At 75.1% G+C, this 15341-nt stretch carries 14 protein-coding genes; 9 read left to right on the forward strand and 5 right to left on the reverse strand.

Annotation, left to right across the window (positions count from 1 at the left end; genetic code table 11):
- Positions 1 to 30: 30 nt before the first annotated feature.
- The 6 genes from AB2U05_RS18165 to AB2U05_RS18190 all read left to right on the forward strand — a co-directional run bounded on the left by AB2U05_RS18165 (position 31) and on the right by AB2U05_RS18190 (position 9968).
- Positions 31 to 1968, forward strand: coding sequence for an ATP-binding protein (locus AB2U05_RS18165; protein WP_369183737.1), 1938 nt, complete (start codon positions 31 to 33; stop codon positions 1966 to 1968).
- A gap of 97 nt (positions 1969 to 2065) precedes the next feature.
- Entirely contained in the window at positions 2066 to 4423 is a 2358-nt protein-coding gene (locus tag AB2U05_RS18170; RefSeq protein WP_369183738.1) for a hypothetical protein, read from the forward strand.
- 125 nt (positions 4424 to 4548) lie between these two features.
- Positions 4549 to 5211 carry a DedA family protein gene (locus tag AB2U05_RS18175; RefSeq protein ID WP_045697186.1) on the forward strand — a complete coding sequence of 221 codons (663 nt, stop codon included), beginning with the start codon at positions 4549 to 4551 and terminating at the stop codon, positions 5209 to 5211.
- Positions 5212 to 5418: 207 nt separating this feature from the next.
- Positions 5419 to 7245, forward strand: a complete 1827-nt coding sequence (locus tag AB2U05_RS18180) for a threonine/serine exporter ThrE family protein (protein WP_369183739.1) — start codon at positions 5419 to 5421, stop codon at positions 7243 to 7245.
- Positions 7246 to 7335: 90 nt separating this feature from the next.
- Positions 7336 to 8433 carry a hypothetical protein gene (locus tag AB2U05_RS18185; protein WP_369183740.1) on the forward strand — a complete coding sequence of 366 codons (1098 nt, stop codon included), beginning with the start codon at positions 7336 to 7338 and terminating at the stop codon, positions 8431 to 8433.
- 272 nt (positions 8434 to 8705) lie between these two features.
- On the forward strand, positions 8706 to 9968 hold the full coding sequence (locus AB2U05_RS18190) for a C40 family peptidase (RefSeq protein WP_369183741.1): 1263 nt from the start codon (positions 8706 to 8708) through the stop codon (positions 9966 to 9968).
- 26 nt (positions 9969 to 9994) lie between these two features.
- On the opposite strand, the gene AB2U05_RS18195 is transcribed toward AB2U05_RS18190, so the two are convergent.
- From AB2U05_RS18195 to AB2U05_RS18205, 3 genes are read right to left on the reverse strand one after another with little or no spacing between them, the layout of a single operon-like run.
- Positions 9995 to 10396 carry a type II toxin-antitoxin system VapC family toxin gene (locus AB2U05_RS18195; RefSeq protein WP_369183742.1) on the reverse strand — a complete coding sequence of 134 codons (402 nt, stop codon included), beginning with the start codon at positions 10394 to 10396 and terminating at the stop codon, positions 9995 to 9997.
- Positions 10397 to 10456: 60 nt separating this feature from the next.
- The gene (locus AB2U05_RS18200; protein ID WP_369183743.1) at positions 10457 to 10759 is read right to left on the reverse strand and encodes a hypothetical protein; all 303 of its coding nucleotides are present in this window, start codon (positions 10757 to 10759) and stop codon (positions 10457 to 10459) included.
- A 44-nt stretch (positions 10760 to 10803) separates the two neighbouring features.
- Positions 10804 to 11169, reverse strand: coding sequence for a hypothetical protein (locus AB2U05_RS18205; RefSeq protein WP_369183744.1), 366 nt, complete (start codon positions 11167 to 11169; stop codon positions 10804 to 10806).
- A gap of 137 nt (positions 11170 to 11306) precedes the next feature.
- Here AB2U05_RS18205 and AB2U05_RS18210 point away from each other — a divergent pair, with 137 nt between their 5' ends.
- Together AB2U05_RS18210 and AB2U05_RS18215 are read left to right on the forward strand one after the other, a co-directional pair.
- Positions 11307 to 11819, forward strand: a complete 513-nt coding sequence (locus tag AB2U05_RS18210; RefSeq protein ID WP_369183745.1) for a GNAT family N-acetyltransferase — start codon at positions 11307 to 11309, stop codon at positions 11817 to 11819.
- Between the two features lie 70 nt (positions 11820 to 11889).
- Positions 11890 to 13170 (forward strand): GNAT family N-acetyltransferase, encoded by a 1281-nt coding sequence (locus tag AB2U05_RS18215; RefSeq protein ID WP_369183746.1) that lies wholly within the window; start codon positions 11890 to 11892, stop codon positions 13168 to 13170.
- Positions 13171 to 13292: 122 nt separating this feature from the next.
- Here the strand turns inward: AB2U05_RS18215 and AB2U05_RS18220 are convergent, their stop codons facing one another.
- Positions 13293 to 14117: a TetR family transcriptional regulator gene (locus AB2U05_RS18220; protein ID WP_369183747.1), complete on the reverse strand. Its 825-nt coding sequence runs from the start codon at positions 14115 to 14117 to the stop codon at positions 13293 to 13295.
- Positions 14118 to 14301: 184 nt separating this feature from the next.
- Between AB2U05_RS18220 and AB2U05_RS18225 the strand changes: the two genes are divergently transcribed.
- Entirely contained in the window at positions 14302 to 14859 is a 558-nt protein-coding gene (locus tag AB2U05_RS18225; RefSeq protein ID WP_045697201.1) for a GNAT family N-acetyltransferase, read from the forward strand.
- Here AB2U05_RS18225 and AB2U05_RS18230 read toward each other — a convergent pair.
- Positions 14844 to 15335 carry a macro domain-containing protein gene (locus tag AB2U05_RS18230; RefSeq protein WP_045708750.1) on the reverse strand — a complete coding sequence of 164 codons (492 nt, stop codon included), beginning with the start codon at positions 15333 to 15335 and terminating at the stop codon, positions 14844 to 14846. The genes AB2U05_RS18225 and AB2U05_RS18230 overlap by 16 nt on opposite strands.
- Positions 15336 to 15341 lie beyond the last annotated feature (6 nt).

The raw sequence follows: 15341 nt of genomic DNA on the forward strand, positions 1-15341 counted from the left end.
CGGATAGTCGCACTGGCACACTGAGGACCCATGTCTGAAGGTGCCCCGTCCGAGCCCGCCCGCGCCGACGATCTGCGCACGACCGAGGTCGACCTCGGCGGTCTGGTCAACGTCCTCGCCACCCACCTCTACTCCACCCCGCTGGTCGCCCTGCGCGAACTCGTCCAGAACGCGCACGATTCGCACACCCGCCGGTTCCTGGAGGACCCGGACGGCGCCCTCGCCGACGGGAGCCGCCCGGTGATCTGGGTGCGCGCGGACGGCGCCCGCCGGACGGTCTCCATCGAGGACACCGGCGCCGGCCTCACCGAGCCCGAGATCCACGCCTACCTCGCCACCGTCGGCACCGGCTACACCCGGATGCTGCGCGAACTGACCGGGAACCAGGAGCTGATCGGCGCCTTCGGCCTCGGCTTCCTGTCCGCCTTCTCGGTCGCCGACGAGGTCACTGTCACCACCACCTCGCACCGCGAGCCGCACCTCGGCCACCGGTACCGCAGCCGCGGCGGCGAGCAGTACCGGGTCGAGCCGGTGCCGGCCCGGCCGCGGCCGGGCACCGTCGTCGAGCTCGCCCTCAAGCCCGAGCACGGCCACCTCGCCGACGAGCACGCGCTGCGCGAGGTCCTCGGCCGGTACTGCGTGCTGCTGCCGATCCCGGTGCACGTCGGCGACGACGAGCAGCCCGTCAACGCCGTCCCGGTGCCCTGGCGGCAGTCCGCGCCGGGGGACCCGTACGAGGCCCGGATGGGCTTCGCCACCGCCTTCGGCCGCCGCTTCGAACCGCTCACCGCCTTCCCCGTCCACCCGGTCGAGGGTGCCACCGACGCGGTCGGCCTGCTCTGGGTCCAGGACGGCGGCACCTACGGCAGCAGCGACAACCGTGACCTCGCCGTCTACCTGCGCGGCATGCTGCTCGCCGAGGACGCCCGCGACCTGCTGCCCAGCTGGGCCGGGTTCATCGGCGGCGTGGTCGAGTCCAACCGGCTCACCCCCACCGCCAGCCGCGAGGACCTGCAGCGCGACGACCACTACCGCGCGCTCCAGCGCGCCCTCGCCGACGCCATCGTGGACGGCCTGTACGAGACGGCCCGGCTGCGGCCCGCCGCCTGGCGCCGCATCCTCGCCCGGCACGGCCAGGACCTGCTCGGCGCCGCGCTGTGCGACGAGCGGCTGTTCACCCTGCTCGCCGACGACGTCCCGGTGCCCACCTCGCAGGGCGACCTCACCGCGGGAGCCCTGCGGGCGGCCGGGGGAGGCGCGGTGCACGTCGCGCTCGGCAGCGGCGGTGGCTTCGAGGAGATGCTGTACCGCGCGATGCGGGTGCCGATCGCCCGCGGCGACCGCTACGCCGTCCTGCCGTTCCTGCGCCGCTACGCGCAGCTGCGCGGCTGCCGGCTCGTCGAGCTGGGCAGCGAGCACGGCGACCGCGCGCTGTTCCGCGACCCGGAGCGCCCGCTGCCGGCCGAGGAGGCGGCCTGGCTGGCGGGCGCCCTGGCCGACCGGGGCGAGCAGCTCGTCCCGGCCCGGTTCGACCCGCCCGGCCTGCCGCTGGTGCTGGTGCCGGACCGCGAGGCCGAGCTCAAGGCCCGGATCGAGGACGACCAGGCGGACGCCCGCATCCCGTCCGCCGCGCTGCGGCTGGCCCGCGCCTTCACCGCCCGCACCGACGGCGAGGTCAGGGCCCGGCTGTACCTCAACCTGGACTGCCCGGCGGTGCGCGACCTGCTCGCCGCCTACCGCGCCGGGCACACCGGCAGCGCGACGGCGGCCGGGCTGCTCCGCTCGCTGAAGGTGATCATGGCCGCCGCCGGGTCGGCCGGGTCGGCCGGGTCGGCCGGTTCGAGCGGCGGCGACCTCACCGCCGCGCTGGCCGGTGTCGGCACCGCGGTCTCGGCGCTCACCGCCGCCGTCCCGGCCGGTCTGCCGGACGTCCCGGAAAGCCCGGGCACGCTGCCGGACGGGCCGTGACGGGCGGCGCGGCCGCACCGCCCGGCGGGGCCGGCCCGGACGGATTGTCAGTGGGCCCTGGTAGACCACTCATCAGCACCACGCAGGGGGAGACGACATGACCACCGACATCTGGGCCTGGGTCCACGACACGCACCAGCAGCTCGCCGAGGCCGGCCACCACCGGCTGGCCGAGGCCATCTACGCGCTCCCCGGCCACGCCAACGAGGGCCGCGACGACCAGCTCGACGCGGTCTACCCGGAGGCGGTGGCCGCCGCCCGGGCGCTCGGCCTGCCCTGGGTCGAGGTCTACCTGCGGCACTGGCGGATGCAGAACCTGCTGAACAAGCGCCACCAGGGCGAGCAGGCCCTGCCCGAGGCGGTCGACCTGCTGGAGTTCGCGCACCGCGAGGAGACCGTCGGCTGCCCGCAGTCGGTCTGCGTGGTGCAGGACTTCGCGATCTGCCACGCCCGGGTGGACGGCCCGGGCTACGTGCCGCAGCGGCTGGAGGTGCTGGGCGAGACGCTGGCGCGGATCGAGCCCGGCCGGGCCTGCTTCGACTGCCTGTCCCGCGAGTACTCCGACGCGCTGGAGGACGACGGCCGCCCGGCCGACGCGCTCAGCCACCTCGACACCGCCGCCGCCCGCATCCAGGCCGCCGGCGAGCGGCTCTCGCTGCACTTCCACCACTCCCGGGCCGGCACGCTCCACCTGCTCGGCCGGCACCAGGAGGTGCTGGACCTGCTCGACACCGCCGAGCGGGCCGAGCGCGCCCGCGGCCACGAACCGGACGAGAGCGACGTCCGCTGGGGCGCCCTGCTGCGGGCCCGCGCGCTGGCCTCGCTCGGCCGCACCGAGGAGGCGCTGGCGCTGCTGCCCGAGCGGGCGGAGGCGGAGCGGCACGCCGACCTGCGGCAGGTCTGGACGTCCACGGTCGAGCTGCTGGTCGCGGCCGGCGCGCAGGAGAACGACGCCGAACTGGGCACGGTGCTGGCCGGCTGGGTCGGCTACCTGGACGGCACCGGTTCGCACCGCCCGTGCGTCGACCTGCTGCTGGCGGCCGGCCGGCTGGCCGTCGCCCGCGGGGCCCGCACGGTCGCGCTGACGCTGGCCGCGACCGGCGAGCGCAAGCTCGCCCAGCTGGTCCGCACCGAGGGCGTGGCCGAGGAGGTCGCCGCGCTGCGGGCGGCCGCCGAGGCGCTGCCGGTGCCGGAGCTGCCGGTGCCGGCCGACGAGCTGATGGCGCACCTGGCCGAGGCCGAGGTGCCCTACGAGACCGGCGCCGACCTGCTCTCCGTCGCCCTGGACCGGTACCAGGGCGTGCAGGCCGGCGCCTCCGAACTGGCCGGCGTGCTGGCCGTCGTGCTGGACGGCCTGGGCCACGCCCGGGCCGCCGCCGACGTGCTGTGGCAGCGGCTGGACGCCGACCCCGGCAACGAGCAGCTGACCGGCACGCTCGGCCAGGTCCTGATCGAGGCCGGGGACGCCGAGGGCCTGCGCCGGCTCGCCGACCGGCTGGCCGCGACCAGCCCGGCCGAGGCGCACTGGATACGCGCCCGCTGGGCCGCCGCCGAGGCCCGCTGGGCCGAGGTGCTGGAGCAGTGCGAAGCGATCCTGGCGCTGGACGGCAGCCGGATCAACACCCGCCGGCTGGCCGCCTCGGCCGCCACCGCGCTGGGCGACCACGCCACCGCGCAGCGGCTCTACCAGGAGCTGCTGGAGCACGCCCTGCCCGCCGAGGACGTCGAGGAGGGCGAGCGGCACCGCACCGTCCAGGAGCCCGACCTCTGGCACCTGATCACCGCGGCCACCGCCAACCGGGACTGGGCCGTGGTCCGCTCCACCGGCGCCCGGATCGGCATCGAGTTCGACGAGCCGGAAGGCCCGGTGGACGAGGAGTGGCAGCTGGTCACGGTCCGCGCCACCCGCACCAACGGCGCGACGGCCGACCTCCCGGCCCTGCGCACCGGCCCGGCCACCGCCCGGGTCCTGCCGGTGCTCGGCGACGACCTGACGCTCAACCACGGCGACGTGGTGGTGTTCGCCCCGGCGCTGCTGGAGCCGTACCCGGCCGAGGATGCCCCGGAGGAGGAGCGGGAGGGCTGGCGGCCGGTGTTCGAGGTGCTGACCCTGCTCGACCCGGCCGGCTTCACCACCTACTGGATCGACGGCGGCCGGCCCACCGAGGAGCAGTGGACCACCCTGCGCGAGGAGCTGCGCCGGGCGGGCTACGCGGTTTGGGCGTACAGCGGAGAGCAGTACCGGATCACCGACCCGGCGGACGAGGGCGGGACGCTGCCCGGCCTCTACGCGGCGCTCGGGGTCCCGCCGACCGCCTCGGCCGCCGAGGCCGACGCGCTGCTGCACCGGCTCACCGGCGACTGGCCGCACCCGCTCGCCTGGCTGGACCTGGCCGAGGCGGCCGGCGCGGACACCGCCCGGCACGAGGGGATCGTCGAGCGCTACGGGCTCTGAGCGAAGGTTCCCGGCCCCGGCCTCCGCCCCCACCCGGGGCCGGGAACCTTTCCGGCCACGCACGAGTCTTTGTCAATGCTTTACCTGTGCATTGCCGAGCCTCGACCTCCAGGAGCGTCCGTACCGTGACCAGCCTCGCCCTCGGCCCGTCCTGGCTCGATCCGACCCACCTGATCTCCACCTTCGGCCTGATCGGCATCCTGGTCGTCGTCTTCGCCGAGTCCGGCCTGCTGATCGGCTTCTTCCTGCCGGGGGACTCGCTGCTGTTCACCACCGGCCTGCTGGTGGCCGGCGGCAGCCACCTGCACCAGCCGCTCTGGCTGGTCTGCGCGCTGATCGTGGCCGCCGCCGTCGCCGGGGACCAGGTCGGCTACCTGTTCGGCCGCAAGGTCGGGCCGAGCCTGTTCCGCCGCCCCGACTCCCGGCTGTTCAAGCAGGAGAACGTCGAGAAGGCCGCCGCCTTCTTCGACCGGCACGGCCCGAAGGCGATCGTGCTGGCCCGCTTCGTGCCGATCGTGCGCACCTTCACCCCGATCGTCGCCGGGGTGAGCCGGATGAACTACCGGCTCTTCGTGGTCTACAACCTGGTCGGCGGGCTGCTCTGGGGCGCCGGCGTGACGGTGCTCGGCTACTTCCTCGGGCGGATCGCCTTCGTCCGGGACAACATCGAGGCCATCCTGATCGCCATCGTGCTGCTCTCGGTGGTCCCGGTGGCGGTCGAACTGCTGCGGGCCCGCCGTTCCGGCAGGTCGTCCACGGCCGCCGACGCCCACCACCACGCCGGGTAGGCACCCGCCGGGCCGGCCGCCCGACACCCCGGACATGTGCGTCGAGCAGTTCGATCAGGCAAGGTGTCATCAGCGATCGAACAGTGGCCGGGCGGCCACCAGGGGCGGCGAGGAGCGGAAGTGCCTAAGCGGGGCCGACCGGGTGCGGGCAAGCGGACGAGGGGAGGCCGGGCGGTCCGTCAGGCGCGGCAGGCGCCGCCGAAGCCGGTGACCCCCGCCGAGGCGCCGCCCACCGAGGGTCTGCTGGGCCACCCGGCGCCGGTCGTCGAGCCCACCGTCGTCATCCCGCTCGTCCCGCCCGTGCCCGAGACCAAGGGCCTGCTGGCCCCGGAGCCGGAGCCGGAGCCGGAGCCCGGGCCGCACCCCTCGCTGACCGTCGACCAGGCCGTGGACCGGCCCGCTGACCGGCCCGCCGGCCAGCCCGTCGACCGGCCAGCCGACCGGCCCGTCGACCGGGCCGCGGCGGACGCCGCCGCGGCCGCCGTCGGGGCCCGCCCGGCCCGGCGCCGCTCGGTCGCCGAGGACACCCTCACCCCCGAGGAGTGGCGGGCGGCCGGCTACACCCCGCCCACCGGCATCCCGATCCCGGACCTCACCGCCGGCGCCCCCGGCGAGGCGCCCTGGCCGGACCGGATGCGCACCCTGCTGCGCACCCCGATGTCCGAGCGCCCGTCCTTCGAGCGCACCGCCCGCGAACTGCACCCCTCGGCCGGCGTCACCCGCAACGTCCCCCGCATCCTCGACCTGACGCTGCGCATCGGCGAGCTGCTGCTGGCCAGCGGCGAGGCCGCCGAGGACGTCGAGGCGGCGATGCTCGGCATCGCCCACGCCTACCGGCTGGATCGCTGCGAGCCGCAGGTCACCTTCACCCTGATCGGCATCTCGCACCAGCCCTCGCTGGTCGAGCCGCCGGTCACCGCCGACCGCGTGGTGCGCCGCCGCACCTCCGACTACACCCGGCTGAACGCGGTGTACGAGCTGGTCGCGGACATCACCGCGGAGAAGGTGACGGTCAACGACGCCTACCGCCGGCTCGCCGAGATCCGCCGCAACCGGCACCCGTACCCGGCCTGGCTGCTCGCCCTGACCACCGGTCTGCTGGCCGGCGCCGCCACCTTCCTGGTCGGCGGGAAGGCCGACGACAAGGCCTGGCTGGTCTTCGCGAGCGCCTTCGTCGCGGCCGTGCTCGGCGACCGGCTGGCCTCCGTGCTGGCCCGCCGCCGGCTGCCGGAGTTCTACCAGTTCGTGGCGGCCGCGATGCCCGCCGCCGCCTCCGGGATCGTGCTCTCCTTCAACGACTGGGGCCTGCGCGGCTCGGTGGTGATCACCGGTGGCCTGTTCGCGCTGCTGCCCGGGCGCGCCCTGGTCGCCGCCGTCCAGGACGGCCTGACGGGCTTCTACATCACCGCCGCGGCCCGCCTGCTGGAGGTGATCTACCTGGTCGCGGGCATCGTGATCGGCGTGATGGTGATCCTCTACCTCGGCGTCGGCTTCGAGGCGAAGCTGCGCCCGGACGAGAGCCTGGTGGGGATCAGCTACCCGCCGGTCCAGATGGTCGCGGCGATGCTGCTGACCCTGGCCTTCGCGATGCTGCTGCAGACCGACCGACGCACGCTGCCGCTGGTCACGGTCAACAGCGGCATCGGCTGGGCCAGCTACGGCGCGCTGGTGTACAACGCGGGCGTCAACCCGATCGCCGCCACCGGCGTGGCGGCCGGTCTGGTCGGCCTCTTCGGCCAGCTGATGGCGCGTTCGCGCAACGGTTCGGCGCTGCCGTACGTGACCGCCGCGATCGGCCCGCTGATGCCCGGTTCGGCGCTCTACCTCGGGATGCTCGCCTTCGCCCAGGGGCACTCCGGCGCCGGCCTGGTGTCGGTCTTCCGGGCGGCGGCGATCGCGATGGCGCTGGCGATCGGGGTGAACCTCGGTGGGGAGATCGCCCGACTCTTCCTGAAGCTGCCGGTCGGCGCCGAGCTCCCGTCCCTCTACCCGGTGGTGCCGCGCCGCGCGGCCAAGCGCACCCGGGGGTTCTGACCGCGCGTTGAGCCCGGTGTTGGAGGCCTGTTGGGCTCCGGGCCATGTTCCCGCAGGCAGGACGCAGGACCAGGAACGAAGGTAAGAGGCATGACCACACTGCTGGACGGCTACCGCGAGCACATCGTCGCCGCGCACAAACAGCCGCTGTTCCTGCTGCTGGTCGGCTTCATCACGTCCTTCGTCTTCATCCGGTTCAGCGTGCGGATGATCCGCGCCCAGGTCCGCTGGTGGCCGGGCAACGTGACCCCCGGCGGCCTGCACATCCACCACATGGTGTTCGGCCTGGGCTTCCTGCTGCTCGGCGGCATCGGCGTGTTCGCCACCTACGGCGGGCACCCGTGGATCGACTGGTTCGGGCTGGCGTTCGGCATCGGCTGCGGCCTGGTGCTGGACGAGTTCGCGCTGATCCTGCACCTGGACGACGTGTACTGGAGCGAGCAGGGCCGCAAGTCGGTGGACGCGGTGATCTTCGGCATCCTGTTCACCGCCCTGCTGCTGGTCGGGTACGTGCCGCTCGGCGTGGTGCCCGGCGAGGAGACCAGGTGGGGGCTGGTCACGGTGATCTCGGTGAACGCGCTGGCCTCGGTGGTCACCCTGTTCAAGGGCAAGGTGTGGACGGGCCTGCTCGGCATCATGGTCCCCGGCCTGTCCTGGATCGGGGCGGTCCGGCTGGCCCGCCCGAGCAGCCCGTGGGCCCGCTGGCGGTACGCCGCGCGCCCCCGCCGCCGGGCGCGCGCGCTCCGGCGCGAACGCCTGCTGCACCGGCGCGCGGACCGGGCCCGCACCTGGCTTTTCGACCTGATCGCCGGCGCCCCCGACAAGGTCCCCGCCAACCACCCGGCGGCCCACCGGGTGGCCGAGCGGATGGCCGCCCGGGCCACCGCCCACCTCGACGCGCACGCCGCCCGGGCGCTGGCCCGCCGCCGCGCACGGCTCGCCGACCGCCGCTCGGCGGCCGCCACCGGGGCCGCCACGGGCGCCGCGCCCGCCCGCCCGGCCCCGGCCGAGGGGGCGGCGTACGGGGGTTCCGGCGGCGGTCCGGGCCGGTCCCGCCGGGCGCAGCAGCTCCGCCGGACCGTCCGGGCCGGGCGCAGCCGGACGTACGCCGTGCGTCCGACCGGGCTGGAGCGCCGGCCCGAGCGACACCCCCACCTGCGGACGCGAACCCGCCGGACGCGTCGGTAGTTCGTATACCCTGGGCGCCCGGCCGGAGTTGAGCCCTGGTCGGATCATCCGATGGTCACCCGGCCGGCCGAGCGCGTTCGAGGTGTGAAACGCGTCCGAATTGAGAACATGAGCGTCGTGTGACCGTTCTGTCACGTGATGGGATGATTCGTCGGATCCCCCGCTCCGCCGCTCGCCACCGCCGTTCCCCGCCGCCCCCAGCGGCTCCCGGCCGTTGCCCGCCGCGGTCCGCAGCCGTCCCCGCGCACGTGACCCGTGAGAAGGGATGTCGCGTGGCGCGCAGGCTCCTGCCGACCCTCCTGTTGTCCCTCACCGGGCTGCTCGGGCTGCTGCCCGCCGCCCAGGCCGCCCCGGCGGACCCCGAACCGGCGGCCGGCCCGGCCCGGGGCGAGACCCCGTACCCGAGCACCGACGACATCGACCGCGCCCGTGCCCGGGCCGATGGCAAGGCCGCCTCGGCCACCGCCCTGGAGGCCGCGCTCACCAGTGCCCGGGCCGACCTCGACCGGGCCGGCCGGAGCGCCGAACAGGCCGTCGAGGCCTACAACGGCGCCCAGCTCGCCCTTACCCGGGCCCGCACCGAGGAGACCGCCGCCGCCGGCCGCGCCGCCACCGCCGAAGCCGCCCGCGCGGCGGCCGTCGAGGACGCCGCGCAGCTGGCCGCCGAGACGTACCGCCAGGGCGGCGGCGCCGAACTCTCCGCGATCAACGCCCTGCTCGCCGCCCGCGGCCCGCGCGAGGCGGGCGACCGGGCCGCCGTCATCAGCGTGGTCAGCCGGCGCACCCGGCAGATCCTGGACGCCGCCACCGACACCGCCGCCGAGGCCGCCCGCGCCTCCGCCGCCGCCCGGGCCGCCACCGGGGCCGCCGAACGGGCCGCCACCGAGGTCGGCGCCGCGAAGGCCCGGGCGGAGCAGCGCCTCGCGGCGCAGCGGACCGAGGTCGCCGCGGCCGACCGGCGCCGCGAACAGCTGCTCGCCGAACTCGCCGCCGCCCGCGACACCACCGTGGAGCTCGAACGCCGCCGCCGCGAGGCTCTGGAGGAGATCGCCGCCCGTGAGGCCGCGGCCGCCGCCCGGGCCGCCGCCGAGCAGGCCGCCCGCGAGGCGGAGGCCGCCGCGGCCGCCGCCCGGCCCGCTGCCCAGCCGCCGCCCGCCCGTCCGTGGTCCGCGGAGGGCGCGGCCGCCGCCGTCGCCTTCGCCAAGTCCAAGATCGGCCTGCCCTACGTCTGGGGCGGCGAGGGCCCGGCCGGGTACGACTGCTCGGGCCTGACCATGATGGCCTGGCGCACCGGCGGCAAACAGCTCAACCACTTCGCCGCCGACCAGTACGCCCAGTCCACCCCGGTCACCTACCGCCAGCTCCGCCCCGGCGACCTGGTCTTCTGGACCGAGACCGGCCGCGCCGCCGACATCCACCACGTCGGTCTCTACATCGGCGACGACCAGATGGTCGAGGCCCCGCGCGCCGGCATGCCGATCAAGCAGGCCAGCCTCTGGATCATGGGGACCCCGGACTACTACGCCCGGCCCTGAGGCCCGGCCGGGGCCGGTCCCCGGTGCTACCGCTCGAACAGCGCCTCGAAGGGGGCGAGCGGGACGACGCCGCGGGCGGCGGCGGCGAGCGCGGGGTCGAGGGTGACCAGGGCGTCGGCCTGCAGCCGGGTCAGCGCGAGGTACTCGGCGCCGAGGGTGTCCGGCGCGTCCAGCCGCTCCGCGATCCGCCAGGCGGTGGACTGCAGCACCCGGTCGCCGAGCAGCCGCACGCGCAGCGCCCGCACCCGGTCGAGGGCCCGCTCGGCGTCCCCCGCGGTCAGCTCGCCCCGGCGGACGGCGCCGTAGAGCAGCGCCAGCAGCTGCGAGCGCAGCAGCGTCGGGGCCAGCAGCTGCCGCCCGTCCGGGAGCGGCGTGCCGTCCCGGACGAGCCGCAGGGCCACCTCCGGGGTGATCACGTACTTCGCCACGGGCCTCGGCCTCCTCGGTGCGCGGGACTTCGCGCACCAGTGAACCCCAGGGGGCGGGTCCTACGGCCGCAGCGCGTCCAGGTCCTCCTCCAGCTGCCGGATCCGGCGCACCGCCCGGGCGTACAGCCAGCAGACCGTCACCAGGGCGGTGATCAGGCCGGTCCGGATGACGACGGAGTTCTGCCGGGCGCAGTCGTCGTGGTAGCCGTTCCGGCCGCAGGTGTCGACGAAGGCGAGGTAGCACGTCCAGAGCCAGCCGGCCGAGACGACCAGCCACACGGCGGCGGTGCCGGCCCGGCTCGCCATGGCGCTCCTGCGCCGCGCCCGGGCGTCCTTCTCCGCCAGCAGTTCCGCGACTCCCATGGTTCCCCCGCTGTCCGCCGATCGACGATCATGACCGCCGTAGGCTACTCGCCCGCCGCCGCCTCGACGGCCGCCCGGCGGTCGCGCAGGGTGATCCCGAAGTGGATCCAGGCGCCGGCCAGCGGGAGCGTCAGCACGGTGACGGTCACCGCGTCGCGGGTGCGGCCGGCCACGTCCTGGTCGCAGGCCTCCCGCTGCCAGCGCAGGTCCGGCTTCTCGTACAGGGCCGGGGAGCCGCAGTCGACCTCGTCCCCGAGCGCGGAGGCGTGGGCCGGGACGAACAGCAGCCCGACCGCCCAGAGCCACCCGCCGACCGCCAGCGCGGCCAGGGCCCGTACCAGGTTGCGCCGGTGGTAGTAGGCCTCCAGGTGCTGGGCGTGCTGGTAGTTGTAGATGTCGTCGCCGTCCATGGCTCCCCCCGGAGACCGTTCACCGCCGTTCACCGCTCGACCGGGCCGAGCCTGCCAGACCGGCGCGCGGGCGCGCCAGGGTTTGTCGGTGGCGGCGGCTAGCGTGGTCCGTTCCGATCGATGGCGAGGAGGGCGCGGTGCGACTGCGGAATGTCGAGGCGGGGGACGTGGAGGTGTACGTCCGGATGCGGTGCGACGCGGAGATGATGGCCGAGTTGGGCGGTCCGCTCCCGAGGGAGGCGGTCGAGGCGCGGCTGCGCAAGGACGTCGAGGGCGTCGCGCGGGACACCCTCTGGGCGCGGATGATCGTCGACGACGACGGGCGGACGGCCGGCGGGGTCGTGCTGTGGTCCGCGACGGAGGACGGCGTCACCGTCTCCGAGATCGGCTGGGCGGTGCTGCCCGAGTTCCAGGGGAAGGGCCTGGCCAAGGCGGCCGTGCGGCAGCTGCTCGACGAGGCCGCCCGGGACGGCCGGTGGGGCGAGATCGAGGCCAACCCCGGCGTCACCAACGGTCCGTCCAACGGGATCTGTCGGTCCCTCGGCTTCCGGCTGGTCGGCGAGCGGGACCTGGACTTCGCCGACCGGTGGCTGCGGACCAACCGCTGGGTGGTCGTGGCCGGGGAGCACACCGGGGCGAGCGCCGAGTAGCCGGCCCGGCGCGACGCCCACGAAATAAATCGGGTGCCCCGCCCGTGGAGTCGCCCTACGGTGAGGCTCCATGGGCAACAGCATTGACGGGACGACCGTGGACGTCGTGAACGGGCTCACGGTCCGGGCGGTCGCCGAGGACGAAGTGGCAGCCTGGGAGCGGGCGTTGTTCCTGGGCTTCCACCGTCCGCACGCGCCGAGCGCGACCGAGCTGCGCCGCGCGGACTGGCGGCCGGGCCGCTGGCTGGCCGGCCTGGACGGCGAGCGGATGGTCGCCACCTTCCGCGGCTTCGACACGGAGCTGACCGTGCCGGGCGGCGGCACCGTCACGGCCGACGCGATCACCAACGTGTCCGTCCTCTCCACCCACCGCCGCCGCGGCCTGCTCGGCACCATGATGCGCCGGGAGTTGGCCGCCGCCGCCGAGCGCGGTTCGGCGGTCGCCATCCTGATCGCCGCCGAGTACCGCATCTACGGCCGGTACGGCTTCGGCCCGGCCACCCTCGGCCACGGCTGGAACATCGACCTGCAGCGCGCGCAGGGCCTGCGGGACGACCTGCCGACCGCCCCCGGCGGCCGGGTCGACTTCGTCACCATGGCGGAACTGGCCACGATCGGCCCGGAGTTGCACGACCGCTGGCGGCTCGTCCAGCCCGGTGCGATCACCCGCTCCGAGCAGTGGTGGAAGCGCCGCACCGGCGCGGTGGTGGACCCGGCCGAGGGCTTCTCGGAGCCGTTCGCGGCCGTCCACCGGGACGCCGAGGGCACCGTCACCGGCCTGGTGACCTACCGGGTCACCGACAGCTGGGACGGCAGCTACCCGAACTGCACGCTCAACGTCACCGATTTCCTCGCGCTCGACCTGGCGGCGGCCGCCGCGCTGTGGCGCCTGGTCCTCTCCGTCGACTGGGTGCGCAAGGTCTCGGTGTCCAACCTCGGCCCGGACGACCCGCTGCCGCTGCTGCTCAACGACCCGCGGGGGGCCACCCCGCACGCGGCCAACTCCGACTTCACCTGGGTCCGGGTGCTGGACGTCGAGGCGGCCTTCAACGCCCGGACGTACGGCGCTCCCGGCCGGGTGGTGCTGGCGGTCGAGGACCGGCTCGGCTACGCCGCGGGCCGGTGGGCGATCGAGGTGGGGGAGGGCGGCGTCGGCCGCTGCACCCGCACCACCGATGAGGCCGATCTCGCCCTGGGAGCGAGCGAGTTGGGCTCGTTCCACCTCGGGTCCGAGACGGCCGCGCGGCTGGTCGCGGCCGGTCTGGTGACGGAGCTGCGCCCGGGCGCGGCGGCCGCCGCCGACCTGCTGCTGCGCGCCCCGCTGCGGGCCTGGACGCCGGACATCTTCTGAGCCGGCGCACCCTTCGGGGCCCTTTGGGCCTCCGAGAGCTTCGGGACCTCCGGGACCTTCGAGACCGGATCGCCGGGTGGGCGGTCCGGTCTCCGGCCTGTCCGAGTCGCGTGCGGAGCGGGCTACTTGACGGCCGTCCGGCCGATGGTCGGCAGGATGAAGTCCTGGATGAGCCCCTTGGCGTCGCGCACGATCGGCCGGAACACCCGGTAGCGCGACAGGTTGATCACCCGCGCCGACATCGGCGTGGAGCGCCGGACGAACTCCCTGGTCCGCTCGGTGTCCGGGGTGCGGTCGAAGACCCAGTACAGCACCACGATCATCAGGTAGAGCCAGAGCACGTCGGGCAGCAGCTCGACCAGTTCGGCGTCCAGCTTCGGCGCCAGCTCGGAGCCCACCAGGACCTCGCGGAACAGCTCGACCGCGGTGGCCCGGGCCGGGTGGGACTCGTTCGAGAACGGGCTCAGCGAGCTGGTCGGGTCGGCGGCGGTGCGGAAGAACTGCGCGGAGAACTCGTGGTACGGCGCCGCGGTGTCGAGCCAGGAGGCCAGCGCGATCTCCAGCCGTTCGGTGAAGTCCCGGGTGTGCGCCATCCGGCGCCGGGCCTCGGCGGCGTGGTCGTGGGTCATCCGGTCGTAGAACCCCTGGATCAGGAACTCTTTCGCGGAGAAGTAGTAGTAGGCGTTGCCGACCGAGACGCCCGCCTCGGCGGCGATCGCGCGCATGGTGGTCTTCTCGTAGCCCCGCTCCTGGAACAGCCGCATGGCCGTCTCCAGGATCAGTGCCCTGGTCGCCTCGCTCTTGTCGGTCTTCGGCTGCGCCCGGCCGCCGGGCAGCGCGCCGGTCTCCGTGGCGGGCAGCGGCTCGCGCTCCGCGCGGGGGGCCGCCGGGGTGTCGGCGGGCCCGTGCTCGCCGTCCGTTCGGTTCGTCGCTGCCAGGTCGTCCACGGGGACGAGCCTAACCGGAGCCGGGGCCCTGGTGGTTGTCGGTGCGTGCGGCACCGGATGCCCCCTCCGCATCCGGTGCCGCACCTACCGCCCCCTGGTGTGGAACACGTCCGGAAGTTCGGTGACAGCACTCTAGGGGCATTACTTGAACGCGTTCAACTCCAATCCGTAGGAGTATCGTCACATGATCAGTTCTAAGAGTGGGCCGGCCGGGTCGGTCGTCGTCCGGAGCGGCGGCCCGGCGGACGCGCGCGCCGTCGCCGAACTGCACGCGCTCAGCTGGCGGACCGCCTACCGGGACTTCGTCCCCGCCGCGGCGCTCGGCGACGGGCTGGCCGAGGAGCGCGGCGAGCTGTGGGAGCTGCGGCTGACCGCCGACTACGGCGGCCCGGAGTCGACCCCCGAGCTGTTGATCGCCGAACGCGACGGCGAGCCGGTCGGGTTCGCCTACCTCGTCCCGGAGCCGGACGGCCGGGTGCTGCTCGACAACCTGCACGTACGGCCCGGCCTCACCGGCGGCGGCATCGGCCGCGCCCTGCTCGCCGCGGCCCGCGCGCACCTCGCCGAGCGGCACCCGGCGGCCGAGCTGTACCTGGAGGTGCTGCGCGCCAACACCCGGGCGATCGCCTTCTACGAGCGCGAGGGCGGGGTGCGCGCCGGCGAACAGGACGGCGTCTTCCCCGGCGGCTTCGTGCTGCCGGAGTACGTCTACGCGTGGCCGCCGGTTCAGTCCGCGTCGTAGACCGTCACCGGCACCCCGCGCGCCACCAGCCGGGCCGTCACCAGCGGTTCGACCCGCTCCCAGCGGCCGCCGGCCAGCCCGCAGCCGATCCTCGGCATGTGGACGGAGGCGCCGAGGTCGAGCACGTGGCCGGCCAGCGCCGCCAGCGCGGCGTCGATCGCCTCGTACCGCACCGGCACCCCGGTGGAGCGGCCGGTCCGGATGCCGCGCTGGCCCACCAGATTGGCCACCCAGACGTACTCCGCGACCCGCACCAGCTGCACCGCGCCCAGCCCGAAGTCGTTCCCCGCCCGCTCCCGGTGCCAGCGCCGGTACGCGGCCTCGGGCTCGGGCCAGCGTCTGGACAGGGCGAGGACGAAGCCCTTGCCCCACCCACCCAGGTCGTTGCAGACGTGGGCGATCACCTTCACGCCCTTGCCCCGGGGCGCGGTGGCGTCGCCCCGGACGTAGCTGATCCCCGTGGTGTCCCCCGTCATGCCCGA

The organism is Streptomyces sp. Y1, from assembly GCF_041053115.1.
GTDB classification, from domain to species: Bacteria; Actinomycetota; Actinomycetes; order Streptomycetales; family Streptomycetaceae; genus Kitasatospora; species Kitasatospora rubellomurina.

What these genes read in the sequence shown, in the direction of transcription:
- AB2U05_RS18165 (WP_369183737.1), top strand. Translation starts at nt 31, where the DNA reads ATGTCTGAAGGTGCCCCGTCCGAGCCCGCCCGCGCCGACGATCTGCGC.
- AB2U05_RS18170 (WP_369183738.1), top strand. Translation starts at nt 2,066, where the DNA reads ATGACCACCGACATCTGGGCCTGGGTCCACGACACGCACCAGCAGCTC.
- AB2U05_RS18185 (WP_369183740.1), top strand. Translation starts at nt 7,336, where the DNA reads ATGACCACACTGCTGGACGGCTACCGCGAGCACATCGTCGCCGCGCAC.
- AB2U05_RS18200 (WP_369183743.1), bottom strand. Translation starts at nt 10,759, where the DNA reads ATGGGAGTCGCGGAACTGCTGGCGGAGAAGGACGCCCGGGCGCGGCGC.
- AB2U05_RS18205 (WP_369183744.1), bottom strand. Translation starts at nt 11,169, where the DNA reads ATGGACGGCGACGACATCTACAACTACCAGCACGCCCAGCACCTGGAG.
- AB2U05_RS18215 (WP_369183746.1), top strand. Translation starts at nt 11,890, where the DNA reads ATGGGCAACAGCATTGACGGGACGACCGTGGACGTCGTGAACGGGCTC.
- AB2U05_RS18225 (WP_045697201.1), top strand. Translation starts at nt 14,302, where the DNA reads ATGATCAGTTCTAAGAGTGGGCCGGCCGGGTCGGTCGTCGTCCGGAGC.
- AB2U05_RS18230 (WP_045708750.1), bottom strand. Translation starts at nt 15,335, where the DNA reads ATGACGGGGGACACCACGGGGATCAGCTACGTCCGGGGCGACGCCACC.